Origin of the sequence: Methylobacterium amylolyticum, assembly GCF_030700245.1 — a bacterium.
Classification (GTDB): domain Bacteria; phylum Pseudomonadota; class Alphaproteobacteria; order Rhizobiales; family Beijerinckiaceae; genus Methylobacterium.
Genome location: NZ_JAUYZI010000027.1, coordinates 68,794 through 91,991 on the forward strand (window position 1 = coordinate 68,794; position 23,198 = coordinate 91,991).

The 23,198-nt window shown below is 73.1% G+C and carries 23 protein-coding genes; 12 read left to right on the top strand and 11 right to left on the bottom strand.

Translation table 11 applies throughout. The features are described from left to right. Positions 1–6: 6 nt before the first annotated feature. The 3 genes from cysT to Q8W71_RS19195 all read left to right on the top strand — a co-directional run bounded on the left by cysT (position 7) and on the right by Q8W71_RS19195 (position 2,816). Positions 7–891 carry a sulfate ABC transporter permease subunit CysT gene (cysT, locus tag Q8W71_RS19185; RefSeq protein ID WP_305527001.1) on the top strand — a complete coding sequence of 295 codons (885 nt, stop codon included), beginning with the start codon at positions 7–9 and terminating at the stop codon, positions 889–891. Further along, positions 884–1,762 carry a sulfate ABC transporter permease subunit CysW gene (gene cysW / locus Q8W71_RS19190; protein WP_305527002.1) on the top strand — a complete coding sequence of 293 codons (879 nt, stop codon included), beginning with the start codon at positions 884–886 and terminating at the stop codon, positions 1,760–1,762. Before cysT ends, cysW begins: the two co-directional genes overlap by 8 nt. Positions 1,763–1,832: 70 nt before the next feature. Next, a complete protein-coding gene (locus tag Q8W71_RS19195) occupies positions 1,833–2,816 on the top strand; it encodes a sulfate/molybdate ABC transporter ATP-binding protein (RefSeq protein WP_370875472.1) in 984 nt (327 codons plus the stop codon). Between the two features lie 30 nt (positions 2,817–2,846). On the opposite strand, the gene Q8W71_RS19200 is transcribed toward Q8W71_RS19195, so the two are convergent. Then, positions 2,847–3,347, bottom strand: a complete 501-nt coding sequence (locus Q8W71_RS19200) for a ribonuclease toxin HepT-like protein (protein ID WP_305527003.1) — start codon at positions 3,345–3,347, stop codon at positions 2,847–2,849. After that, positions 3,344–3,688, bottom strand: a complete 345-nt coding sequence (locus Q8W71_RS19205; protein WP_305527004.1) for a nucleotidyltransferase family protein — start codon at positions 3,686–3,688, stop codon at positions 3,344–3,346. The genes Q8W71_RS19200 and Q8W71_RS19205 overlap by 4 nt, the downstream gene beginning before the upstream one ends. 141 nt (positions 3,689–3,829) lie before the next feature. Here Q8W71_RS19205 and Q8W71_RS19210 point away from each other — a divergent pair, with 141 nt between their 5' ends. Next, on the top strand, positions 3,830–4,867 hold the full coding sequence (locus Q8W71_RS19210; RefSeq protein WP_305527005.1) for a cysteine synthase A: 1,038 nt from the start codon (positions 3,830–3,832) through the stop codon (positions 4,865–4,867). A gap of 117 nt (positions 4,868–4,984) precedes the next feature. Continuing rightward, entirely contained in the window at positions 4,985–5,140 is a 156-nt protein-coding gene (locus tag Q8W71_RS19215) for a DUF3309 domain-containing protein (protein ID WP_305527006.1), read from the top strand. 269 nt (positions 5,141–5,409) lie between these two features. Here Q8W71_RS19215 and Q8W71_RS19220 read toward each other — a convergent pair whose 3' ends face one another. After that, positions 5,410–6,894 carry a trypsin-like peptidase domain-containing protein gene (locus Q8W71_RS19220; protein ID WP_305527007.1) on the bottom strand — a complete coding sequence of 495 codons (1,485 nt, stop codon included), beginning with the start codon at positions 6,892–6,894 and terminating at the stop codon, positions 5,410–5,412. Positions 6,895–7,025: 131 nt separating this feature from the next. Here Q8W71_RS19220 and Q8W71_RS19225 point away from each other — a divergent pair, with 131 nt between their 5' ends. Then, a complete protein-coding gene (locus tag Q8W71_RS19225) occupies positions 7,026–7,202 on the top strand; it encodes a hypothetical protein (protein WP_305527008.1) in 177 nt (58 codons plus the stop codon). Between the two features lie 103 nt (positions 7,203–7,305). Here the strand turns inward: Q8W71_RS19225 and Q8W71_RS19230 are convergent, their stop codons facing one another. Continuing rightward, positions 7,306–7,830, bottom strand: coding sequence for a SixA phosphatase family protein (locus tag Q8W71_RS19230; protein WP_305527009.1), 525 nt, complete (start codon positions 7,828–7,830; stop codon positions 7,306–7,308). 234 nt (positions 7,831–8,064) lie between these two features. Here Q8W71_RS19230 and Q8W71_RS19235 point away from each other — a divergent pair, with 234 nt between their 5' ends. Next, on the top strand, positions 8,065–8,994 hold the full coding sequence (locus tag Q8W71_RS19235; protein ID WP_305527010.1) for a class I fructose-bisphosphate aldolase: 930 nt from the start codon (positions 8,065–8,067) through the stop codon (positions 8,992–8,994). 181 nt (positions 8,995–9,175) lie between these two features. Here Q8W71_RS19235 and Q8W71_RS19240 read toward each other — a convergent pair whose 3' ends face one another. The 4 genes from Q8W71_RS19240 to Q8W71_RS19255 all read right to left on the bottom strand — a co-directional run bounded on the left by Q8W71_RS19240 (position 9,176) and on the right by Q8W71_RS19255 (position 13,471). After that, complete coding sequence (locus Q8W71_RS19240) at positions 9,176–10,027, bottom strand: AAA family ATPase (RefSeq protein ID WP_305527011.1); 852 nt, start codon at positions 10,025–10,027, stop codon at positions 9,176–9,178. Positions 10,028–10,141: 114 nt separating this feature from the next. Further along, positions 10,142–11,566 carry a DUF2254 family protein gene (locus Q8W71_RS19245; protein ID WP_305527012.1) on the bottom strand — a complete coding sequence of 475 codons (1,425 nt, stop codon included), beginning with the start codon at positions 11,564–11,566 and terminating at the stop codon, positions 10,142–10,144. A gap of 25 nt (positions 11,567–11,591) precedes the next feature. Further along, a complete protein-coding gene (locus tag Q8W71_RS19250) occupies positions 11,592–12,242 on the bottom strand; it encodes a glycoside hydrolase family 25 domain-containing protein (RefSeq protein WP_305527013.1) in 651 nt (216 codons plus the stop codon). Beyond that, positions 12,239–13,471: an ATPase gene (locus tag Q8W71_RS19255; RefSeq protein ID WP_305527014.1), complete on the bottom strand. Its 1,233-nt coding sequence runs from the start codon at positions 13,469–13,471 to the stop codon at positions 12,239–12,241. Before Q8W71_RS19255 ends, Q8W71_RS19250 begins: the two co-directional genes overlap by 4 nt. A gap of 352 nt (positions 13,472–13,823) precedes the next feature. Between Q8W71_RS19255 and Q8W71_RS19260 the strand changes: the two genes are divergently transcribed. The 3 genes from Q8W71_RS19260 to ccrA all read left to right on the top strand — a co-directional run bounded on the left by Q8W71_RS19260 (position 13,824) and on the right by ccrA (position 18,846). After that, the gene (locus tag Q8W71_RS19260) at positions 13,824–15,737 is read left to right on the top strand and encodes a cation:proton antiporter domain-containing protein (protein ID WP_305527015.1); all 1,914 of its coding nucleotides are present in this window, start codon (positions 13,824–13,826) and stop codon (positions 15,735–15,737) included. A 162-nt stretch (positions 15,738–15,899) separates the two neighbouring features. Next, positions 15,900–17,372, top strand: a complete 1,473-nt coding sequence (locus Q8W71_RS19265) for a catalase (protein ID WP_305527016.1) — start codon at positions 15,900–15,902, stop codon at positions 17,370–17,372. A gap of 187 nt (positions 17,373–17,559) precedes the next feature. Next, complete coding sequence (gene ccrA, locus Q8W71_RS19270; RefSeq protein WP_305527017.1) at positions 17,560–18,846, top strand: crotonyl-CoA carboxylase/reductase; 1,287 nt, start codon at positions 17,560–17,562, stop codon at positions 18,844–18,846. Between the two features lie 247 nt (positions 18,847–19,093). On the opposite strand, the gene Q8W71_RS19275 is transcribed toward ccrA, so the two are convergent. Further along, positions 19,094–20,125 (bottom strand): alpha/beta fold hydrolase, encoded by a 1,032-nt coding sequence (locus Q8W71_RS19275; protein ID WP_305527018.1) that lies wholly within the window; start codon positions 20,123–20,125, stop codon positions 19,094–19,096. 198 nt (positions 20,126–20,323) lie between these two features. Between Q8W71_RS19275 and Q8W71_RS19280 the strand changes: the two genes are divergently transcribed. Continuing rightward, a complete protein-coding gene (locus Q8W71_RS19280; protein WP_305527019.1) occupies positions 20,324–20,809 on the top strand; it encodes an Hsp20 family protein in 486 nt (161 codons plus the stop codon). Positions 20,810–21,064: 255 nt separating this feature from the next. Next, positions 21,065–22,033 carry a l-ornithine N(alpha)-acyltransferase gene (olsB, locus tag Q8W71_RS19285; protein ID WP_305527034.1) on the top strand — a complete coding sequence of 323 codons (969 nt, stop codon included), beginning with the start codon at positions 21,065–21,067 and terminating at the stop codon, positions 22,031–22,033. Between the two features lie 21 nt (positions 22,034–22,054). On the opposite strand, the gene Q8W71_RS19290 is transcribed toward olsB, so the two are convergent. Then, positions 22,055–22,645: a histidine phosphatase family protein gene (locus Q8W71_RS19290; RefSeq protein WP_305527020.1), complete on the bottom strand. Its 591-nt coding sequence runs from the start codon at positions 22,643–22,645 to the stop codon at positions 22,055–22,057. Positions 22,646–22,686: 41 nt separating this feature from the next. Continuing rightward, entirely contained in the window at positions 22,687–23,082 is a 396-nt protein-coding gene (locus Q8W71_RS19295) for a VOC family protein (protein WP_305527021.1), read from the bottom strand. Positions 23,083–23,198: the final 116 nt, after the last annotated feature.

Here is a 23,198-nt window from a genome sequence, read left to right on the forward strand (position 1 = left end):
CCCGCCATGGCCGCAACCTCCAGCCCCGCCGCGGGCCCGCTCGCGCCGCCGCGCCCCCCCTGGCGGTTCCGCCGCCCGAGCGTCATCCCGGGCTTCGGCCTGAGCTTCGGCTACGCGATGACCTGCCTCGCGCTGGTGGTGCTGCTGCCGCTGGCCGGCCTCGTCGCCAAGGCGTCGGGGCTCGGGCTCTCGGGCATCTGGCACGTGGCCACCGACCCGCGGGTGGCGAGCGCCCTGCGGATCAGCTTCGGCATCTCGCTGCTCGCCGCGCTCGCGGCCTCCGTGTTCGGCTTCGTCGTCGCCTGGGTGCTGACCCGCTACCGCTTCCCCGGCCGCAAGATCGTCGACGCCGCCGTCGACCTGCCCTTCGCGCTGCCCACCGCGGTGGCCGGCATCGCGCTCGCCTCCCTCTACGCCCCGGACGGGCTCGTGGGCGCGCAGCTCGCCAAGCTCGGGATCCAGGCGGCCTACACGCCGCTCGGCATCTTCATCGCCATGGTGTTCATCGGCCTGCCCTTCGCGGTGCGCACCGTGCAGCCGCTGATCGCCGAGATCGACCGGGAGGTGGAGGAGGCCTCCGCCACCCTGGGCGCGTCGCGCGCCGCGACCCTGACCCGGGTGGTGCTGCCGCCGCTGATCCCGGCGGTGCTGACCGGCTTCGCCCTCGCCTTCGCCCGCGGGGTCGGCGAGTACGGCTCGATCATCTTCATCGCCGGCAACCTGCCCTACGTCTCCGAGATCGCGCCGCTGCTCATCGTCATCAAGCTGTCGGAGTTCGACTACGGCGGCGCGGCGGCCATCGCGACGATCATGCTCGGGATCTCGTTCCTGACCCTGCTCGCCATCAACCTGATCCAGGCCTGGAGCCGGCGGAGGTTCGGCTATGTCTGAGATCTTCTCCCCCGTCTCCGTCCCCGCCGCGGCGGCGCCCGCCACGGGGGAGGGGCCGGGCGTGCGCGCCCTCCTGATCGGGATCGCGGTGGTCTTCCTCGGCCTGTTCCTGGTGCTGCCGCTGTTCGCGGTGTTCGCCCAGGCCTTCTCCCGCGGGATCGACGCCTATCTCGACGCCTTCCGCGAGCCCGACGCCTGGAGCGCGATCCGCCTGACGCTCACGGTCGCGGCCATCGCCGTGCCGTTCAACCTCGTGTTCGGGATCGCGGCCTCGTGGTCGATCGCCAAGTTCGAGTTCCCCGGCAAGTCGCTGCTCATCACCCTGATCGACCTGCCGTTCTCGGTCTCGCCGGTGGTCTCGGGGCTGATCTACGTGCTGCTGTTCGGCAGCCAGGGCCTGTTCGGCGGCTGGCTCCAGGCCCACGGGATCCAGATCCTGTTCGCCCTGCCCGGCATCGTGCTGGCGACGATCTTCGTCACCTTCCCGTTCGTCGCCCGCGAGCTGATCCCGCTGATGCAGGAGCAGGGCTCGTCGGAGGAGGAGGCGGCGCTGACGCTGGGCGCGTCGGGCCTGCACGCCTTCTGGACGGTGACGCTGCCCAACATCCGCTGGGGCCTGCTCTACAGCGTGCTGCTCTGCAACGCCCGGGCGATGGGCGAGTTCGGCGCGGTGTCCGTGGTGTCGGGGCACATCCGCGGCCTGACCAACACGATCCCGCTCCACGTGGAGATCCTCTACAATGAGTACAATTTCGTCGCCGCCTTCGCCGTCGCTTCGCTCCTGGCCGCCCTTGCCCTCGTCACCCTCGTCCTCAAATCCGTCCTCGAATGGCGCTACGCGGGCGACCTCGCGGGCGGGCGGGCGCACTGACGGGCGCAGCGACCGGCCGTCCACCGCGATCCGGGTCGAGGGGGTCTCGAAGACCTTCGACACGGCCGCCGTGCTGCACGACCTGTCGCTCGACGTGCGGGCGGGCGAGCTGCTCGGGCTGCTCGGCCCCTCGGGCTCGGGCAAGACGACGCTGCTGCGGGTGATCGCCGGCCTCGACGCGCCCGATCGCGGCCGCATCCTGTTCGGCGGCGACGACGCCACCGGCCTGCCGGTGCAGGAGCGGGCGGTGGGCTTCGTGTTCCAGCACTACGCCCTGTTCAAGCACATGAGCGTGGCCGACAACATCGCCTACGGCCTCAACGCCCGCCGCCGCGCCGACCGGCCGGAGAAGGCCGAGATCAAGCGCCGGGTCGGCGACCTGCTCGACCTGATCCGGCTGTCGGGCTTCGGCGACCGCTACCCCTCGCAGCTCTCGGGCGGCCAGCGCCAGCGCGTGGCGCTCGCCCGGGCGCTCGCCGTCGAGCCGCGCGTCCTGCTCCTCGACGAGCCGTTCGGCGCCCTCGACGCGCAGGTCCGGAAGGACCTGCGCCGCTGGCTGCGCGAGATCCACGACCGCACCGGCCAGACCACGATCTTCGTCACCCACGACCAGGACGAGGCGCTGGAGCTGTCCGACCGGGTGGCGGTGCTCGACCGCGGCCGGCTGGAGCAGGTCGGCACCCCGGACGAGGTGCAGGAGAACCCCTCCTCCGTCACCGTGCTGAAGTTCCTCGGCGACTCCATCGAGGTCGAGGCGCTCGCCGACGGCGGCCGCGTGCGGGTGCGCGGCCGGGAGACCCCGGTCCGCGCGCCCGACGGGGCGATCGGCCCGGTGCGCCTCTACGTCCGCCCCTGGCAGCTCCAGCTCGTCGACCTCGACGCCGCCCACCTGTCGGGGGTCGTCCGCTCCTCCTACCGCAGCCAGGGCCGCCAGCGCATCGAGGTCGAGGAGGCCGGCGGCCGGGTGCTCGCGGTCGAGGATTTCGACGGGGCCCGCTACGCCCCCGGCCACCCGGTGGGCCTGCGCATCAACGGGGGGTACGTGTTCGCCTGAGGCGTGGGACGGACCGGGAAGGCGGCGGTGTCAGGCGCCGGGGCTCGGCGCCGCGGGAGGGTCGATCCGGTCCCGGAACAGGCGGATGCAGGGCGCGAGCGATCCGGCGAGGCGCCGCGCCGCCTCGATCGAGGGCGCGGCGCGCTGGGGCGCGAAGCTGTCGTAATCGTGGGCGGCCCGATGGCGAAACCGGCGCGCCTCGTCCACGTCGGCGGCGACGTCCGGCGTCAGGATCGCCGGACGGAAGCGGCCGGGCAGGGTCACCGCCCGGGACAGGCGCTTGACGAGGTCGGCGTGCGAACTCGGCCCGGTCGGCACCTCCTCGCCGAGGATGTCCAGCACCCGGTGGAGCGCGCCTTCGAGCGACGTGTACCCCGCCTGCATCGCGTGCTGCAGACCCATCCGCGCGCGGTATCCGTCGAGGTCGGGATCGTCGAACCCGCCCGCGTCGTACAGGCGCGCGGCGTTCCCGAAGTGGTGCACGGCCGCCGCGAGATCGTCCTCGACATCCGTCCAGCGCGCGTCGGTCACGGCAGGTGCAGCCCGGTCGCCTCGACGCGGGCCACGAAGGCGGGCTTCGTGGTCGCGCGGTCGAACAGGTCGAGGTCGAGGCCGTGCTCGATCCCGAGGTCTTCGAGGAACGCCCAGGCCGCACGGCGCCCGTCGCCGTCGGCGTCGATCAGCACGTCGAGGTCGCTGTCGTGCCGCATGCGCGCGCCGACGAACGAGCCGAACACCACGAAGCGGCCGCCCTCGCGCCGGGCATACGCGGAGAGCCGCGCCACGATCGCCTCCGCCGCCCGGACGCGCCGGTCGCGCTCGGCCGCCTTGCGCTGGTCCACCGTGGTGATCGTCGCGTCGGTCGAAGGCATCGCGGTCGCAGGCATCGCGGTCGATGGTATCGCGGTCGAAGGCATTGCGGAGATCCGGGCTCCGGGCTTCATAGCAGGCCAGCGGCCGTCCGGTGAGCCTTGTCCACCACCCGCAAGCAGACCGAACCGGAGACACGACGCGTGCCCGACGCCCATCCCGACATCCTCTCGGCCGTCGGCGACACGCCGCTGATCCGCCTGCGCCGCGCCTCGGAGGAGACCGGCTGCGAGATCCTCGGCAAGGCCGAGTTCCTGAATCCCGGCCTGTCGGTGAAGGACCGGGCGGCCCTGGAGATCGTGCGCGACGCCGAGGCGCGCGGGCTGATCCGGCCGGGCGGCACCATCGTCGAGGGCACCGCCGGCAACACCGGCATCGGCCTCGCCCTGGTGGCGAGCGTGCGCGGCTACCGCACGCTGATCGTCATCCCCGTCACCCAGTCGGAGGAGAAGAAGCAGACCCTGCGGCTCGCGGGCGCGCGCCTCGTCGAGGTGCCGGCCGTGCCGTTCGCCAACCCGAACAACTACGTCCACGTCGCCCGCCGCCTCGCGGAGACGATCGCGGCGCAGGACCCGGCGGGCGCCTTCTTCGCCGACCAGTTCGACAACACCGCCAACCGCCGCGCGCACGTCCTGGGCACCGGCCCGGAGATCTGGGCGCAGACCGGGGGCAAGGTCGACGGCTTCGTCTGCGCGGCCGGCACCGGCGGCACGCTGGCAGGCGTCGCCGAGGCCCTGCGGGCGCGCAGCCCGGGGGTCCGGATCGCCCTGTCCGACCCGGAGGGCTCGGCGCTCCACGCCCACTACACCGACGGGGTCCTGAAGGCCGAGGGCTCGTCGATCACGGAGGGGATCGGCCAGGGCCGCGTGACGGCCAACCTCGCCGGCTTCACCCCCGACCTGTCCTTCCGGATCCCCGACGCGGAGGCGCTGGGGATCGTGTTCGGGCTGATGCGGGAGGAGGGGCTGTCGCTCGGCGGCTCGTCCGGGATCAACGTCGCGGGGGCGATCCGCCTCGCCAGGGCGCTCGGGCCCGGCCACACCGTGGTGACGATCCTCTGCGACGGGGCGGCGCGCTACGCCTCGAAGCTGTTCAACCCGGCCTTCCTGGCCGAGCGCGGCCTGCCGGTGCCGGCCTGGCTCGGGGCGCCGGAGGAGCCGCTGCCGGACTGGCACGCCTGACCCGGACCGGTCATCCCGGATCCTCCTCAGAAAAGCGCGGGACGGCGTTGAACGGAACAGAATGTCGCGGCGTTTGAACGGTCACGCTCGCCCCCGCGACCGTCCGGAGACCCGCCCATGTCCCTCGTCACCATCCTGCTCATCATCCTGATCGTCCTCGCCATCGGCGGCGGCGGCTTCTACGGCGGCGGCGCCTATCGCGGGCCGGGCTTCGGCCTCGGCGGCATCCTGCTGATCATCCTGATCGTACTGCTCGCCACCGGCCGCCTGTAAGCGTTCCGGGTTTCCTCCCGCGCCGGCCGGGAGGGAACCCGCCTCTCGGGCCGGCAGTCCCGTGATCCCCCGATCACCGGACTGCCGAGTCCCGCCCCCCACGCTCCCGCTCTCTCCCCGCTGCGCTCGGATGTTCACATCCGGGGACTGCTACCCCCCCGCCATCCCGGGGCTCGCCGCAGGCGAGAGCCCGGAATGACGGGGAGTTCCGGATCCGAATGTGCGAATCCGACGGCCCGGAGGGGGCAGGCACGTGCGCGGGTCCCCCCTCAGCGGCAGGTGACCGCCACGATCGCCGCGGCCGCCGCCCCGGGCCCGACCGCGGGTCCGGTCGGCGCGATGCCCCGGCCGGCGAGGAAGGCGGACAGCGCCGCCGCGGACACCACCGGAAAGCTCTGCGGCGGGGCCACCCCGGCGATCAGCCGCGGGGCGGCGGGATAGCGCGCGACGAGCCCCGCCAGACGCCCCGCCCGGTCGAATACCGGCGCCCCGGCCGACCCGGGCTGGAGCGGCGCCGTCACCGCCCCGGCGGACGCCTCGCCCGGTGCCAGGACCGCCCCGTCCGGCCCGGCGGCCAGGGCGCGCACGGGCTCGTCGCCGAGCGGGTCCGGCCGCAGCGGCGGCAGGGCAGGGGCGGGGGCCGAGGGGGCGTCCAGCAGGGCGAGGCCGGCCGGATCAGTGGCCAGGACGCGCGCCGGGCCGCCCCCGACCCGCGGCTCGGCGCAGCCGTCCAGCGCCGCCGCGGCGGTGAGCACCCGCCCCCGCACCACCGCGAGGCCGGTCCCCGCCGGCCGCGCCGCGGCGGCGGAGAGGGCAGGGCCGGCCGCCGGGCGGGGCGCGGGGGTCGCTGTGGCGACGGACGGGGCGGCGGAGGACGGGGTTGGCGACGCGGCCGCAGACGGCGTGGGTGACGGGGCCCGCGCCGAGGCCGGCGCCGCAGCGGGGAAGGGCTCGAAGGCGTTGGCCACCGCGATGACGAGCCGGTCGACCTCCGGGGCGAGCGCCCGGTCGTAGCCCACGAGGAACCCGCGCAGGCCCTCCGCCCCGGCGGCGTAGCGGGTGTAGGACAGGCCCGCACCGGTCTCGGCGGTGACCACGAAGAAGTCCGGCCGGCGCAGCTTGTAGGTCACCTTGCGGCCGTTGAGCGGGGCGATGGCGCGCTCGAACAGGGTGTCGAGGCTCTCGGGGCCGGGCGGGTAGGCGCGGGTCTCCAGGGTCACCCGGCCGTCGGCGCTCTGCCAGCGCGTGCCCGTGGGCAGGTCGGTCCGCCGCGGCAGCAGCGCCTCCGGCACGCCGATCACCGCGCCGCTGCCGCGGTCGGCCGCGACCCGGAAGCGCGCCGCCTTCCGCGCCGCCTCGCCGGCCGCCAGGATCGCCGCCCGGCCGCGGGGGGCGAGGGGGTCGCCGCCGCCGGCCCGGGCCTGGAAGGCGGTCAGCGCCTCGAAGGTGCGCCGCCCGAACGCCCCCGACACCACGGCGTTGAAGTCGCCGGTCCAGACCATGGCGTCCTGCAACGCCTTGCGCTCCGCCTCGGGCAGCGCCTCGAACGCCGCGCGCATCCCGTCGAGGGCGGGATCCGCCGGAGCAGGGTTGGCAGGCGCGGGCTTGGCAGGCGCGGGCCTGGCCGGGGGCGCCTGGGGCCGCGCCGGCCCTTCCTGCGCCGCGGCGGGCAGCGCCGCCAGGACGAGGCCGAGCACCGCCCCCCGCGCGCCCCGGCCCGCCCGCCGCCCGTACCCTGCCCCGACCGAGCCCATGCCGGCCCTCCCCGAATCCCGGGCGAACGTGGCAGAGCGCGGCGCCGGGCGCCAGCCTCGCGGCCCTGTCCGGCGGGCCGGAACGTGCTATCTCCGCGCCGAGTCAACGTGCCGTGTCACGGAGATCCGCGATGGCCGAGGAGCGCGACACCTTCAAGAAGGCGCCGAAGCGCAAGCCCAACCGGGGCAAGAGCGTCGCCGTCTCGCCGGAGATGCGGCAGGCCTACGCCGACCTGATCCGCGAACGGCAGGAGAAGCAGGAGACCTACGGGCGCCACCTGCCCTCGGACCCGCCGAAGGGGCGGTAGGCGCCCGGCGCCGGGGATCCCGCCGATCCCCCTCGGCCCGAGGCGCCGGGCGGGACGGCCCTGTCCCGGCCAGCGGGCGGGCCCCGGGCTCCGTCCGCTCGGGTCAGCCGGCGAGGTCCGGGTCGATGTCGCGCGGGCGGACGTAGTGCTCCAGGCGGCCCTGCCCGGGCGCGATCCCCGCCCAGGTCTGCGCGTCGAAGGCGATCACCGCGAAGGCGGCGGTCGGGAACTCGGTGGCGAGCCGGGTGCGCAGCTTGCGCGGGCCGTCCCCGACCAGGGCCGCGGCGAGGTCGCCGAGGCCGGGATTGTGGCCGACCACCATCACCGTTCCGGCCGCGTCCGGCGCGGCGCGGACCGCGTCGAGGATCCGCTCGGCCGGCGCCTCGTAGATCTCCGCCACCGCCCGCATCTCGGGCTCGCCCAGCGCCGGGGCGAGGGCCGCCCAGGTCTCCCGGGTGCGCGCGGCCGCCGAGACCAGGGCGAGGTCGGGGCGCAGGCCCTCGGCGGCCAGCCGCCCGCCCACCGCGGGCGCGGCGCGGCGCCCGCGCCCGTTGAGCGGCCGCTCGCTGTCCGGCACGCCCGCCGGGCGGTCGGACTTGGCGTGGCGCAGGAGGATCAGCCGGCGCATGGAGGATTTTCCGTCTTGGGGGGTTCGTTCCCGGCATAGCCGGAGCCGGCGCCCGACGAAAGCGACTGTGGCCCGGGAACCGTAGCGGTTCAGTTCGGTTCGGACTTCCGGGGCACCCCAATCCCCGCAAGACGTCAAGCCTCGCAGGACGTCACGCCTCGCGGCACATTGCGCCTCGCGGCACGTGACGCCTCGCTGCGCGTCTGCCGGCCCCCGCCCGGAGGACCGTGACCGATGGACCGCTCGCCCCGCGTCTCCGACATCCTGTCCTGGTACGGCGCCGACAATCCCGGCACGCTCACCAACCTCGCCCGCCTCTTGGAGCACGGCCGCCTCGGCGGCACCGGACGGCTGCTGATCCTGCCGGTCGACCAGGGCTTCGAGCACGGCCCCGCCCGCAGCTTCGGCCCGAACCCGCCGGCCTACGACCCGCTCTACCATTTCGAGCTGGCGCTGGCCGCCGGCTGCAACGCCTACGCCGCGCCGCTGGGCTTCCTGGAGGCGGGGGCGCGCGCGTATGCCGGCCGCATCCCGCTGATCCTCAAGCTCAACGACCACGACCTGCTCGCCGACGAGGACGACCCCGACCAGGCGCTGACCGGCTCCGTGGCCGACGCCCTGCGGCTCGGGGCCTGCGCCGTCGGCTTCACGATCTACCCGGGCTCGGCCCACCGCAACGCCATGTACGGCCAGATCCGGGCCATCGCCGAGGAGGCCAAGCGCGCCGGCCTCGCGGTGGTGATCTGGTCCTACGCCCGGGGCTCGGCGCTCTCCAAGGCCGGCGAGACGGGGATCGACGTGATCGGCTACTGCGCGCAGATCGCCGCGCAGCTCGGTGCCCACATCATCAAGGTGAAGCTGCCCACCGACCACATCGAGCAGGACGCGGCCCGCAAGGTCTACGAGACGACCGGCATCCCGATCGGCTCGGCGGCCGAGCGGGTGCGCCACGTGGTGCAGTGCGCCTTCGACGGCCGCCGCATCGTGATCTTCTCCGGCGGCGCCGCGGCGGAGGACGAGACGTTCCTGGACGAGATCCGGGCGATCCGGGCCGGCGGCGGCTTCGGCTCGATCGTCGGCCGCAACGCCTTCCAGCGCAGCCGGGAGGACGCGCTGCGGCTGCTCGGGCGGATCACCGACATCTATTCCGGCGGGGGCGACTGAGGGGCGGCCCGACCACCCATCTCCCACCCGCGCCCTCATCCTGAGGCGCCCGCGTCAGCGGGCCTCGAAGGAGGGCTCCAGGGATCGCGCGGCTTCTGAAGGGCTCCTTCGAGGGCTCCGCTGCGCTGCGCCGCCTCAGGATGAGGGCGCGGGTGGGAGGGACCTTCCTCCCGTCCGCCCCTCACCCGCCGCGCTGCTCGCGCCGCATCATGAAGGCGAGCTTCTCGAACAGGCTGACGTCCTGCTCGTTCTTCAGGAGCGCCCCGTGCAGCGGCGGGATCAGCTTGCGGCCGTCGCGCTCGCGCAGGGTCTCGGGGGCGACGTCCTCGGAGACGAGGAGCTTCAGCCAGTCGAGCAGTTCCGAGGTCGAGGGCTTCTTCTTGAGGCCCGGCACCTCGCGGGTCTCGAGGAACACGCGCAGCGCCTCCTCGACGAGGCGGTGCTTGATGCCGGGGTAGTGCACCTCGACGATGGCGCGCAGGGTCTCGGCGTCGGGGAACTTGATGTAGTGGAAGAAGCACCGCCGCAGGAACGCGTCCGGCAGCTCCTTCTCGTTGTTCGAGGTGATGATCACGATCGGCCGGCGCACGGCCGCCACCGTCTCCCCGGTCTCGTAGACGTGGAACTCCATCCGGTCGAGTTCGGTCAGCAGGTCGTTGGGGAACTCGATGTCGGCCTTGTCGACCTCGTCGATCAGCAGCACCGGCCGCTCGGGGGCGGTGAACGCCTCCCACAGCTTGCCGCGGCGGATGTAGTTGGCGATGTCCGAGACCCGCGGGTCGCCGAGCTGCGAGTCGCGCAGGCGCGAGACCGCGTCGTACTCGTACAGGCCCTGCTGCGCCTTGGTCGTCGACTTGACGTTCCAGACGATCAGCGGCGCGCCGAGCCCCTTGGCGATCTCCTCGGCGAGCACCGTCTTGCCGGTGCCGGGCTCGCCCTTCACCAGCAGCGGCCGTTCCAGGACCACGGCGGCGTTGACCGCGGCGGTGAGGTCGGGGGTCGCGACGTAGGTGTCGGTTCCGGAAAATCGCATCGCGGGCCCGCAGAGCGCTGAGATGGACGGGGCTTACGCGAGGTGCGGAGGCCGCCGCAAGTCGGTGCCTTGCACGTCCTGGCCCCGCACGTCTTGGCCCCGCAACCCGGCGCCTCAGCCGCCGGGCACCCGGGTGCTGCGGGAGTTGAGCCGGCCGACGCTGCGGGCGAGGTCCGCGATCGCCTCGCGGACGGCGTCGGCGGCCTGCGTCCGGCCGCGCTCGCGCAGGGCCGCCTCGGCCGCCCGCAGGCCCGCCTCCAGGGCGCCGGTGAGCACGTGGTCCCCGAGCCCCGACAGGGCGGTCAGCGCGACCCGTTCGAGGGTGGGCAGGAGCGGGGCCGGCGCGTCGGCGATCAGGCCGGCCAGGGACTGGGCGATCTCGGCGAGCACCCGGTCCTGCATCCCCTCGGAGGTGACGACGGCGAGCGATTCCAGCGCCTCGATCGCCTCGCGCACGGGGTCGTCGGCGTAGATCACCGGCGCGGCGGGGTCCTCGCCGGGCGGCTCCGCGTGGATCCAGCGGGCGATCAGGTCGCGCAGGGCGTGGCAGGCCAGGATGCCGGGCTGCGGGTTCTGCTTGGCGGTCGAGGTCGTGGTCCAGCCGATCGCGAACAGTTGCTGGATCCCGTAGCCCGGGTCGTCGTCGAGGGTGCGCCGCGGCTCCAGGGCGACCGCATCGAGGAGGTCGGGGCCGATCCGGTCGCACAGGTCCGCGGGCAGCGGCCGGGCCGAGAGCAGGCGCAGGAGCGGGTCCCGGTAGGCGAGGCGCGCGCCGACCGTGCGCAGCACCTCCACCTCGATCCGGCCGGTGCCGCCCTCCCGCGCCGCCGCCTCCAGCACCCGCGCGATCCGGTCGAGGTCGATCCGCCCGACCACCCCGAAGCCCCCGGCGCGCAGGACGGTCCGGCCGCCGAGGCCGGGGCCGGGCCGGCGCTTGGTCCGCGCCAGCAGGGCGCGGTGGGCGCGGTGGGCGGCGGCCGTGTGCGCGTGGATCGCCCGCACGATCGTGTAGGGCCGCATCTGGTCGATCGTCGCGTAGATCAGGATCACGACCATGCACAGGGCGACGCCGCTGAGCAGCAGGGCCAGCGCCGTGCCGAGCACCGGCCGGTGGGTCTGGCCGGTGGTGGCCAGCGTGATCAGCAGGTAGATGCTCAGGCCGACGAAGAAGCCGAAGTTGAACTTGTTCGACCACCGGCGGATGAACTGGTCGAAGACGTGGTTGGTGAGCGTCGAGGCGCTCTGCTGCACGGCGATCAGCAGCAGCGAGAAGGTGATCGAGGTCACCGTGATCATGCCGGTGGCCACCGTGCCGAGCAGGCTGGCGATGGCGCCGCTGTCGCCCAGGGTGTGGGCGAGCCACGGCAGCGGCGGGTCCGGCGCGCCCACGGGGAAGTAGGCCGCGTCCACGGCGTAGGCCGCCGCGCCGAGCGCGACGAAGCCCGCCACGACCGCGAGCGGCACGCCGAGGAACTCGCGCAGCGCCCGGCGGACGCCGCGCAGGGCCGCCCGCACGGCCGCAGAGGCGGGATTCGACACGGCGGGATTGGACAAGGATGAAAGGCTAGAGCGACTTGCCCCCGTGCCAGACGCAGTTGCGCGCCAGGATATCGAGGTTCACGTCCGACTTCTGCGGCTGCGGCAGGGTCTTGCCGTCCATGGCGAGGTCGATCTTGATCTCGACCTGGCCCTTCGACTCGTTCGAGCGCCGGGAGAAGTAGCAGTACTGCTGGTAGGGGTGATCGGTGCTGTCCTTGAAGTTCCAGCCGGTGACGATCTGGCCGTCGAGGTAGGGCACCTGCTTGAACACCGTGAAGGTGGTGTTGACCGGCGCCTTCGAGGCCGGGGCGGCGTCGTCGCCGAGCTGGGCCTTCGTCGGGGTCGGCGCGCCGCCGACCGCCTTCGGCAGGCCTTCGAGCTTCAGGGTGTTGTCGGTGAGCGTGACCTCGCCCTTGGTCTTCAGGGTCACGTCGGACAGCGCGGCCTGCATGGCGGCGGCGATCTTCTGCGCGGCCGTGTCGAACTGGTTGAGCGTCGCCCAGCCGTAGGCCGCCGCGCCGATGCCGATGCCGGCGAGGCAGGCGAAGGCGCCGAGGCCGAGCGCCCGGAACAGGAAGGCCCGGGCGGCGACGTAGCTCGAATCGGCCCGCAGGCGGGAATTCACCTGCTGGGCGAGCGCGATGTTCTCGGGCGTTCCGGAGGCGACGTAGTTCATGCGCCGGCTCCCGCGGCTGGGACGGGCTGGGCCGGGTGGCCCTGGCCAGGAAGGATCTGCTGGTTGCTCGGGCGGCTCATCGGGATCACCGCCCCGGTGGGCGCGACGGGCCGCGGCAGGGCCGGGTTGGCGCGCAGCGCATCGCTGATCGCGTCGAGCATGAACGGCGCCGCCTCCGGGTTCACCGCGGCGCCGAGGTCGTCCTCGTCCATGAAGGTCCGCCGGGTCGAGACCGCGCAGAGCGCCAGGATCGTCGAGGCGAAGGCGGCGCAGAGCGCGGGCAGGAACACGAAGATGCGCAGGAAGGCGTGGACCTGTTGCTCGGTCACGTCGATCGGATCGACGCCGTAGACCATCGCCGTGAAGGAGTGGAGCTGCGAGCGGTTGACCGCGTTGCGGTAGGCCTGCTCGGCGTCGGCGACCCTCCGGTCGGCGGCGCCGCGGTCGAGGGCGGCGCGGGCCTTGCGGGCCTCCTCCAGGTCCTTGACCAGGGCGGTGCGGTCGGCGCTGGCCTTGGCGACCCCGGCCGAGAGCGCGGCCACCCGCGGGTCGGTCACGCATTTCAGGTTCTGGTACTTCACGCCCTTCGAGTTGGTGCCGAACACCCGCTCGCAGCGCTGGGCCGGCAGGCCGGCGAGCTGCCCGGCATTCTCGGTGGCGCGCCGCTCGATCTGGTCGAGCTCGGCGGTGTACTGGGCGACCCGCGTGTCGGCGGCCTTGATGCGGTCGTCGATCGTCGCCCGGTCGGCCTGGGCGTCCTTCAGGGCGGTCTTGGTGCGCGCCGCCTCCATCAGGCGGGGATGGAACATCATCTCGCCGAGCTGCGACACCGACTTGGTGGTCACGCCCGCGGCGAAGATGATGCCGATGATCGCGAGCCCGCGCACGAAGTAGGAGCGCTGGGTGCGGGCCAGGATGCCGAGCGGCACCCGGCACAGCTCTACCGCCGCGTAGACCAGCGGCGCCAGCAGCATGAAGTAGAAGGCGTGCCAGTCGCCGTCGCTGTACACCCCGGCGAACAGCCACGCGCCCCACAGCGAGGCGCCGATCACCATGAACTCGACGAGGTAGGCGATCGCGACGTAGCCCCACTTGATGCGGTAGCCGCGCTCCACGTGGCGCTCGTGGCGCCACCGGTCGGATTCGATCCGCCACTCGCGGCGCTCGCGCGCCCGGTCGCGGTTCGGAGGCATCGTCGCCCGGGAGAAGATCGACTTCAGGGAGTTCATCGGCCTCGTCACACGCGCCGGGCAGGGCTGAAGGCCGAGCTTAACACTCGGTTAAGTCCGGCGGCTAAGGGCGCATTGTGCCGATTTTGCGCCGTGCCCGGGGCGTCCACGGGAAGTTGAGCCATGGCGAGCCGGGCGTCGCCGAAATGTCACGGCCCGGGCCGCGTCCGGCCCGGCCCGAAAGCGGTTGCCCGCCGCCGCCCCAGGACCCATGATCCCGCGCGACTGATCCTGCACGCATGAACCCGCGCGCCTGATCCCGCTGCGACGATGTCGGGCGCGCGATCATCCCGCGCCGTCCGTCCCGGCGCCGCCGGCCCCGCCCTCCGGTCCGAGAGGTTCCCCCGCGCCGATGCCCGAGGTTCACGCCGGCTCCTACAAGGAAGCGATCCTGTTCCTCGTCACCGCGGGGATCGTGGTTCCGCTGTTCCACCGCCTGCGGATCTCGCCGGTGCTGGGCTTCATCGGCGCGGGCGCCCTGCTCGGGCCGTTCGGCCTCGGGCGGCTGGCCGACACCACGCCCTACGTCCACCTGTTCACCATCGGCAACCGCACCGAGATCGCGCATCTGGCCGAGTTCGGCGTGATCTTCCTGATGTTCATGATCGGCGTCGAGCTGTCCTGGGAGCGGCTGCGGACCCTGCGCCGCCTCGTCTTCGGCCTCGGCTCGCTCCAGGTGGTCTGCTCGGCGCTGGTGCTCGGCGCCATCCTCTACGGGCTGAAGGTGCCGCTCGCCGGGGCGGCGATCGTCGGCATCGGGCTCGCGCTCTCCTCCACCGCCGTGGTGCTGCCGGTGCTGGCCGAGCAGCGCCGGCTGAACACGCCCACCGGCCGGGCGAGCTTCGCGGTGCTGCTGTTCCAGGACCTCGCGGTGGCCCCCGTGCTGTTCGCCATCGCGGTGCTCGGCCGCGACGACGGCGGCGACCGGGGCTGGGCGCTGGCGCTGGCGCTCGGGCAGGCGGCGGTGGCGCTCGTGCTGATCGTGGGGGCGGGGCGGCTGGCGCTGCGGCCCCTGTTCCACCTCGTGGCCCGCACCCGCTCGACCGAGCTGTTCATGGCCGCCTGCCTGCTGGTGATCGTCGCCACCGCGCTCACCGCGGCGGCGAGCGGCCTGTCGATGACGCTCGGCGCGTTCGTGGCCGGGCTGCTGCTCGCCGAGACCGAGTACCGCCGGGCGATCGAGGCGACGATCGACCCGTTCAAGGGGCTCCTGCTCGGGGTGTTCTTCGTCTCGGTCGGCATGAACCTCGACCCGGCCCAGCTCGTGGCGACGCCGGGCGCCATCCTCGGCCTCGCGCTCGCGCTCGTGCTGATCAAGGGCGCCGTGGTGCTGATGGCCGCGCCGGTGCTGAAGATTTCGCGGCCGGTGGCGCTGGAGGCGGCGCTGCTGCTCGGCCCCGGCGGCGAGTTCGCCTTCGTGCTGATCGGCGGCGCGATGGTGGCCGGGCTGGTGCCGGAGGCGGTCGGCGCCGCGGCGCTGATCGTCACCACGGTGAGCATGATCGCCATCCCGGTGCTCGCCGGGCTCGGCCGCCGGATCGCCCGCCGCGCTGCGGGCGCCGCCCGCGCCCAGGCCGCGGCCGAGCCCCACCCGGAGCGGGTGGAGAACCGGGTGATCGTGGCGGGCTTCGGCCGGGTCGGGCGGCAGGTCGGCGAGATGCTCGCCCGCCACGGCATCCCCTACCTCGCCCTCGATTCCGACGCCGCCCGGGTCGCCGAGCAGCGCCGGGCCGGGGCGCCGGTCTATTTCGGCGATTCCGGCAACGTCGAGATGCTGCGCCGCTGCGGCATCGACACCGCCCGCGCCCTCGTCGTCACCCTCGACACCCCCCGCGCCGTCGAGGCCGCCGTGGCCGCCGCGCGCTCCGAGCGGCCGGACCTGACCATCGTCGCCCGCGCCCGCGACGCCCGCCACGCCTCAGCCCTGTACGAACTCGGCGTCGACGACGCGGTGCCGGAGACGATCGAGGCGTCGCTGCAACTGTCGGAGGCGGTGCTGGTCGATGTCGGGGTGCCGATGGGCCTCGTCATCGCCTCGATCCACGAGCGCCGCGACGAGTACCGGGCCCTGCTCAAGCGCCGCGAGGGCGAGGCCAAGCCGGTGTTCCGGGCGCGGCGCACCGTCGGCAAGGCGCTTGGCAAGCCCGCGCCCAAGCCGGCCCCCGCGCCCAAGCCTGCCTCCGGGCCCAAGCCCACCTCCGGGCCCAAGCCGGCCAAGGAGACGCCTCCCCGCGAGGGCGCCCAGACCGCCGGGCGGCAGGGCTGAAGCCAGGGCTGGGGCGCGGAGCGGAGGCGCCCGCGGGACCGGGCCGCCCGGTGCCGCGGATTTGAACGGCTCCAATCCGGACATCGCGCGTTGTCGAGGACGATTGAAGCGCGCACAACCGATTTCGCGCGCTGCCTCAACTGTAAGAAGCAAGGAGCAGCGATGGCCGACCAGAGCCCGCGCCTGACGACCGCGTTCGGCAACCCGGTCCCGGACAATCAGAACTCGCTGACGGTCGGGTCCCGCGGCCCGGTGCTGATGCAGGACTACCACCTGATCGAGAAGATGGCCCACTTCAACCGGGAGCGGATCCCGGAGCGGGTGGTGCACGCCAAGGGCTACGGCGCCTACGGCACGTTCCGCCTGACCAAGAGCCTCGCCGACTACACCCGCGCCAAGGTGCTGACCGAGGTCGGCCGGGAGGTGCCGATGGTCGCCCGCTTCTCGACGGTAGGCGGCGAGTCGGGCTCGGCCGACACCGCCCGCGACCCCCGCGGCTTCGCCCTCAAGTTCTACACGGACGAGGGCAACTGGGATCTCGTCGGCAACAACACGCCGATCTTCTTCGTGCGCGACGCGATCAAGTTCTCGGACTTCATCCGCACCCAGAAGCGCGACCCGCGCACCCACCTCAAGCCGCACTGGCGCCGCTGGGACTTCTGGGGCCTGTCGCCGGAGGCGATCCACCAGGTGATGTTCCTGTACTCCGACCGCGGCACCCCGAAATCCGCCCGGTTCATGCACGGCTACGGCTCGCACACCTTCTCGCTGTGGAACGACCGGGGCGAGCGGCACTGGGTCAAGTTCCACTTCCTGACCAAGCAGGGTATCCAGAACTTCACCGCCGACGAGGCGGATGAGATCGCCGGCAAGGACCCGGACTACTCGGCCGCCGACCTGTCGGGCGCCATCGAGCGGGGCGAGTTCCCGAAATGGACGGTCAAGGTCCAGCTCATGCCCGAGATGGACGCCGACAGCTACCGCATCAACCCGTTCGACCTGACGAAGGTCTGGCCGCACGCGGACTACCCGCTGATCGAGATCGGCGAGATGGAGCTGAACCGGAATCCCGAAAACTACTTCGCCGAGATCGAGCAGTCGGCCTTCGAGCCGTCGAACGTGGTGCCCGGCATCGGCTTCTCCCCGGACAAGATGCTCCAGAACCGGATCCTGTCCTACGCGGACGCGCACCGCTACCGGCTGGGCGTGAACTACCACCAGATCCCGGTGAACCGGGCCAGGAACGCGCAGGTGCAGACCTACCACCGCGACGGCGCGATGCGCACCGACGGCAACCACGGCGCCCAGGTCGATTACGAGCCCAACTCGTTCGGCGGTCCCGTTCAGGACCCGTCCTTCCAGGAACCGCCGCTGCGCATCCAGGGCGAGATCGCCCGCTACGGCTGGCCGGGCGACGACGAGGATCTCTACGGCCAGCCGCGGCTGTTCTGGACGAAGGTGCTCGACCAGGGCGGCCGCGACCGGCTGGTGGAGAACGTCGTCACCTCGATGGGCGACAGCCCGCGCCATATCCAGGAGCGGATGATCGCCCACTGGTACAAGGTCCACGCCGATTTCGGCCGGGGCGTCGCGCAGGGGCTCGGGATCGACACGGGCCGGGCGGCCGCCGAATAATTCTCACGGTCTCCGCAAGGGTATTTTGAATGCACAGGGCGCCGGCCCCGGTCGGCGCCTTTTTTTCGTGCGCGGCCCCGCGTCTTCGACCTTCGGACCACTTGGAGGCCCCTCGCGGGGCCGCTATAGCGCAGGGCCAATGAACCGCGGCCATTGAGAAATACCGCGCGCGAGTGAGGAGAGCGACATGGCTGCGAGCGCTGCCGTCCAACCGGGTCAGGGCGAGGTCAAGGACCTCTACGAGATGGGCGAGATCCCGCCCCTCGGCCACGTGCCGGCCAAGATGTACGCCTGGGCGATCCGGCGCGAGCGCCACGGGCCGCCGGAGCAGTCGCACCAGCTCGAAGTGCTGCCGGTCTGGGACATCGGCGACGACGAGGTGCTGGTCTACGTCATGGCCGCGGGCGTCAACTACAACGGCGTGTGGGCCGGTCTCGGCGAGCCGATCTCGCCGTTCGACGTGCACAAGGGCGAGTACCACATCGCCGGCTCGGACGCGTCGGGCATCGTCTGGAAGGTCGGCTCCAAGGTGAAGCGCTGGAAGGTCGGCGACGAGGTCATCGTCCACTGCAACCGGGACGACGGCGATGACGAGGAGTGCAACGGCGGCGACCCGATGCTGTCGCCCTCGCAGCGCATCTGGGGCTACGAGACCGGCGACGGCTCCTTCGCCCAGTTCTGCCGGGTGCAGTCGCGCCAGCTCATGCAGCGGCCCAAGCACCTCACCTGGGAGGAGGCGGCCTGCTACACGCTGACGCTCGCCACCGCCTACCGCATGCTGTTCGGCCACGCCCCCCACACGGTGAAGCCGGGCCAGAACGTGCTGATCTGGGGCGCGTCGGGCGGCCTCGGCGTGTTCGGCGTGCAGCTCTGCGCGGCGTCCGGCGCCAACGCCATCGCGGTGATCTCGGACGAGTCGAAGCGCGACTACGTGATGAGCCTGGGCGCCAAGGGCGTCATCAACCGCAAGGACTTCGACTGCTGGGGCCAGTTGCCGAAGGTGAACTCGCCGGAATTCCACGCCTGGACCAAGGAGGCGCGCAAGTTCGGCAAGGCGATCTGGGACATCACGGCCAAGCAGGACGTCGACATCGTGTTCGAGCACCCCGGCGAGGCGACCTTCCCGGTCTCGGCGCTGGTGGTGAAGCGCGGCGGCATGGTGGTGTTCTGCGCCGGCACCACCGGCTTCAACATCACCTTCGACGCCCGCTACGTCTGGATGCGGCAGAAGCGCATCCAGGGCTCGCACTTCGCCCACCTCAAGCAGGCGTCGGCCGCCAACCAGTTCGTGCTCGACCGCCGGGTCGATCCCTGCATGAGCGAGGTGTTCCCCTGGGACAAGATCCCCCAGGCCCACACCAAGATGTGGAAGAACCAGCACCCGCCGGGCAACATGGCCTGCCTCGTGAACTCGCCGCGGGCGGGCCTGCGCACGGTGGAGGACGTGATCGAGGCGGGGCCGCTGAAGCGGTAGGGCCTCTGGCGGTGGGCGGCCCGCGCCGCCCGCCGTCACGGAGCCTGTCTGATCCGCCGCTCCAATCGCTTCCCTCATCCTGAGGTGCCGCGTCAGCGGCCTCGAAGGAGGGCTCCAGGGATCGCGGCGACATCTGGAGGGCTCCTTCGAGGCCTCCGCTTCGCTCCGGCACCTCAGGATGAGGTGGATTGGCCGGGCGAGGGGCTTCGATCCGCCACCCCGCTGATCGCATGGGTCGAACGGTGTTTCACGCCACCGGCACCGGCGCGGCGTGGGCCTCCGCCTCGGCGTGGGTGGGCAGCGGCGAGCCCGGCACGAAGCCGTCGAAGGCCGCCCAGAAATCCTGGCGGATCGCGTCGCGCTCGGTCAGGATCTCGTGGCGGGCGTCCGGCAGCACGAGGATGTGCCCGGCCTTGAGGCGGGCGGCGAAGCGCTCGGTGGCGGGCGTGCCGCAGACCGGGTCGGCGCCCGCCGCCACGACCAGCGTCGGCAGGGTGATCCGCGGGGCGGCGCGGGGGTCGCGCAGGCGGCCCATTGCCCGGAACGCCTCGGCGAGCCACGCGATCGTCGGGTCGCCCACCGCCCCGGCGCCGACCTGCTGGGCCGCCGCGGCGTTGCGGGCGTAGCGGGCGGGGTCCAGCGACAGCCGGTTGCCGGAGAACGGCTTGGTGGCGATCGAGACCGGCCCGCCGAACGGCACGTAGCGGTCGCCGAAGCCGAGCCGCTGGAGGACCCGCGCCAGCAGCGCCGCGCCGGCCGGCCAGCGGACCATGCGGATCGACAGCATCGGCGCCACCGTGACGAGGCGCCGGAACGGGATCCAGCCGCCGAGCGCGCAGGTCAGCGCCACGCAGCCGCCCATCGAGTGGGCGAGGCCGTAATGCGGCTCCGGCATCAGCGGCACCAGCACCGTCTCGGCCACGGCGCGCAGGTCGAGGCGGTACTCGTCGAAGCGGGCGACGTGGCCCTTGTGCGGGTCGTCGATCCGGCGGTCGGACTCGCCCTGGCCGCGCCAGTCGAAGGCGACCACGTCGAAGCCCCGGGCGCGCAATTCGCGAACCGTCTCGTAGTACTTCTCGATGAACTCGGCCCGGCCCTGGAGCAGGCACACCGTGCCGCGGCCGGTGCGCGCCGTGCTCCGCCAGTAGGCGGCCCGCAGGGTGCAGTCGTCGGCCGTGCCGACGGCGACCAGGGTGCCGCCGGTGGGCACGGGGTTGCCGGGGGTGTCCCGCAGGGTGAGGAGCGGGGGTTTCCCGCCGACGCCGTCCGATCGTCCCACCGCGAATGTCCTTCCCCGCATCCTTCAACGCCGCGCGATCGACCGCGAATTCGGCCGCGCAATCGCGCGCAAGAAGGTCTTGCAGCCCGCCCGCACCGTCCCGATATCCGGATCGTGCCGGCCTTCGGGCGGCACGAAAAGACCGGTCCGGCCCTCGGGCGGACCAGACAAGCATGTTGCTCTTAACGAGGATATGTCATGCGCCAGTTCGATCTCGCTCCCCTCTATCGATCCACCGTCGGCTTCGACCGTCTGTTCTCCGCCCTCGACCAGTTCGCGAGCGCCGAGACCGCGCCGACCTACCCGCCCTACAACATCGAGCGCACCGGCGAGAACGCCTACCGCATCACCGTCGCCGTGGCCGGCTTCACCGAGGCCGACCTGTCGATCGAGGTGCGGGAGAACGCCCTCACCCTGAAGGGCGAGCGCAAGCCGGAGGCCGACAAGCGCGCCGAGTTCCTGCACCAGGGCATCGCCGCGCGCGCCTTCGAGCGCCGCTTCCAGATCGCCGACCACGTCCAGGTGACCGGCGCCGCGCTGGAGAACGGCCTCCTCCACGTCGACCTCGTCCGCGAGGTCCCGGAGGCGAAGAAGCCGCGCCGCATCGAGATCGCCACGAGCCGCGCCGCCGGCGCGCCGGTGATCGAGGGGCAGGTGCGGACGGACGTGCAGCAGGCGGCGTGAGCCGCGGGCGCCATCGGTAACCCGTCGAGCGTGGGAGCGCCCCGGCCGCGAGGCCGGGGCGTCTCTCGTCGTGACCGCGGGGCGGGCGCGCGCCTGCCCGGTCCACACCGTCCCCGACCCGCCGGTGCCGATCGCGATCACCGGGGCGGGCTGAGCGGGCGCCGCATTCACGATCCCGCGCGAGTGTCATAAAGCCGTACCGGCTTCGTGCTCTCTCTGGCGCCGGGCCTCGGGGAGCCCGGAGTGATGCGCACGATGGTCGCGAACCTGTTCGCCCGGGACGGCTACGCGGCGCTCGGCGCCGGGCTCCAGCGGGGCCTCGGGGCGCCGATCGCCAAGCTCCGCCGCCGCCCCGCGCCCCCCGGCATCGCCGGCCTGCTGCCGGAGGCGGGCGCGATCCGCCTGCCCGAGCCGCTCGAAGGCCGCAGCCTCGGCCGCCTCGGCGACCTGGAGGTGCGCTTGGCGGTGCGGAAGTCCGAGGTCCGGCGGGCGCAGCGCCTGCGCTACAAGGTGTTCTACGAGGAGATGGGTGCGGTGCCCTCGGCGCTCGCCGCCCTGTCGCGCCGGGACGCGGACGCCTACGACGCCCTGTGCGACCACCTGCTCGTCCTCGACCACGCCGCGGCCAAGCCCGCCAAGCCGTTCGGCGAGCCGCGCCCGAAGGTGGTGGGCACCTACCGGCTGCTGCGCGGCGAGGTGGCCGCCCGCGGCCCCGGCTTCTACTCGGAGGGCGAGTACGACCTCGCGCCGCTGCTCGCCGCGCAGGGGGGGCGGCGGCTGCTCGAACTCGGCCGCTCGTGCGTGCTCAAGCCCTATCGCGGCAAGCGCACCGTCGAGCTGCTCTGGGCCGGCATCTACGCCTACGTGCTCCACCACCGGATCGACGCGCTGATCGGCTGCGCCTCGCTGGAGGGCACCGACCCCGACCGGCTCGCCCTGCCGCTCGCCTTCCTCCACCACCACGCCCGCGCCCCCGAGGGCTGGCGCGCCCGCGCCCTGCCGGAGCGGGCGACCCGCATGGACCGGCTGCCCCGCGAGGCGGTGGACCCGAAGGCGGCGCTCCAGGCGCTGCCGCCGCTGATCAAGGGCTACCTGCGCGTGGGCGCGACCTTCGGCGACGGCGCGGTGATCGACCGCCAGTTCGGCACCACCGACGTGTTCGTCGCCCTGCCGGTGGAGGCGATCGGCGCGCGCTACCGCGGGCATTTCGCGCCGGGGGCGTGACGGGATCCGGAAGGCGCCGGCTCAGGCCGCCGCGGGCTCGGCATCGAGATCCAGCTCCACCACGCCGCAATTCTCCAGGAACACGCCGGTGAGGTGGAAGAAGAACGTGCCGTGCCCGACCACGGCGATCGTCCGCTCGGGGCGTGCCCGCAGCCACTCGCGGAAGGCGAGGACCCGCGCGTCGAACAGGTGACGCGGCTCGACCGGCAGGCCGCCGACCATCGCGCAGCCCGCCTCCGCGTGCCACCACACCTCCGGCAGGTGGCCGACATCGAGGTGCGGGAACTCCGCCGAGATCTCGGAGGCGGCGCGGCCCACGTCGCAACTGCTCTCCTGGCACTCCCGGTGCAGCACCTCGACCAGCACCCGCGGCCGGCTCGGGTGCTCGCCGAACAGGATCGACGCGGTCTCGATCGCCCGGGTCAGCGGCGACACCACCACCAGCTCGAACGGGATCGTCCTGAGACGCTCCCGGGCCTCCTCCGCCTGCGCGTGGCCCCGCGGCGTCAGCCGGGCGTCGCGCAGGCCCGGGTCGACCCCGCTCAGGCGGTGGGCGGCGTTGAAGGTCGATTCCCCGTGGCGGATGCAGAGGATACGCGTTTCTTCCGACATGATGCTCGAAGGTGAGGAGGCTGGCACAAACGGTTGGAGACTCAGGCGAAACGGCCGCCGCGCTGGATCACCTCGATCTTGTAGCCGTCCGGGTCGGTGGCGAAGAAGAAGGTCGCGAGCGTCGTGTCGCCGTGCTTCAGGGGCTTCACGTCGGTGACGGTGAAACCCTCGGCCTTGTGCCGGGCGTGCTCGGCCGCGACGTCGTCGACCACGAAGGCGAGGTGGCCGTAGCCGTCGCCGAGATCGTAGGGCGCGTCCCGGCTCTTGTTGACGGTCAGTTCCAGCTCGAACGGCGAGGCCGGGTCGCGCAGGTAGACCAGGGTGAACTCGGGAAAGTCGAACCGGTCCGCCGCCTCCAGGCCGAAGGCGCGGGCGTAGTAGTCGCGGGCGCGCGCCTCGTCGCGGACGCGGATCATGCTGTGGACGGGCTTGGCCATTCGGGGTCGGAGGTGTCTCGGAGCGCTCGGTGCGCTCCATGTGGCGCGGAGCGTCCCGCGGGAAAGGGCGTCAAACCGCCTCCCGAACCGCCCGGCCGCCCCCGGCCGCGCCGTCA

Coding starts and splice junctions, on each gene's coding strand:
- cysT (WP_305527001.1), top strand. CDS start 7: ATGGCCGCAACCTCCAGCCCCGCCGCGGGCCCGCTCGCGCCGCCGCGC.
- cysW (WP_305527002.1), top strand. CDS start 884: ATGTCTGAGATCTTCTCCCCCGTCTCCGTCCCCGCCGCGGCGGCGCCC.
- Q8W71_RS19205 (WP_305527004.1), bottom strand. CDS start 3,688: ATGCCTTCGACCGACGCGACGATCACCACGGTGGACCAGCGCAAGGCG.
- Q8W71_RS19215 (WP_305527006.1), top strand. CDS start 4,985: ATGTCCCTCGTCACCATCCTGCTCATCATCCTGATCGTCCTCGCCATC.
- Q8W71_RS19220 (WP_305527007.1), bottom strand. CDS start 6,894: ATGGGCTCGGTCGGGGCAGGGTACGGGCGGCGGGCGGGCCGGGGCGCG.
- Q8W71_RS19225 (WP_305527008.1), top strand. CDS start 7,026: ATGGCCGAGGAGCGCGACACCTTCAAGAAGGCGCCGAAGCGCAAGCCC.
- Q8W71_RS19230 (WP_305527009.1), bottom strand. CDS start 7,830: ATGCGCCGGCTGATCCTCCTGCGCCACGCCAAGTCCGACCGCCCGGCG.
- Q8W71_RS19235 (WP_305527010.1), top strand. CDS start 8,065: ATGGACCGCTCGCCCCGCGTCTCCGACATCCTGTCCTGGTACGGCGCC.
- Q8W71_RS19240 (WP_305527011.1), bottom strand. CDS start 10,027: ATGCGATTTTCCGGAACCGACACCTACGTCGCGACCCCCGACCTCACC.
- Q8W71_RS19250 (WP_305527013.1), bottom strand. CDS start 12,242: ATGAACTACGTCGCCTCCGGAACGCCCGAGAACATCGCGCTCGCCCAG.
- Q8W71_RS19255 (WP_305527014.1), bottom strand. CDS start 13,471: ATGAACTCCCTGAAGTCGATCTTCTCCCGGGCGACGATGCCTCCGAAC.
- Q8W71_RS19260 (WP_305527015.1), top strand. CDS start 13,824: ATGCCCGAGGTTCACGCCGGCTCCTACAAGGAAGCGATCCTGTTCCTC.
- Q8W71_RS19265 (WP_305527016.1), top strand. CDS start 15,900: ATGGCCGACCAGAGCCCGCGCCTGACGACCGCGTTCGGCAACCCGGTC.
- ccrA (WP_305527017.1), top strand. CDS start 17,560: ATGGCTGCGAGCGCTGCCGTCCAACCGGGTCAGGGCGAGGTCAAGGAC.
- Q8W71_RS19280 (WP_305527019.1), top strand. CDS start 20,324: ATGCGCCAGTTCGATCTCGCTCCCCTCTATCGATCCACCGTCGGCTTC.
- olsB (WP_305527034.1), top strand. CDS start 21,065: ATGGTCGCGAACCTGTTCGCCCGGGACGGCTACGCGGCGCTCGGCGCC.
- Q8W71_RS19290 (WP_305527020.1), bottom strand. CDS start 22,645: ATGTCGGAAGAAACGCGTATCCTCTGCATCCGCCACGGGGAATCGACC.
- Q8W71_RS19295 (WP_305527021.1), bottom strand. CDS start 23,082: ATGGCCAAGCCCGTCCACAGCATGATCCGCGTCCGCGACGAGGCGCGC.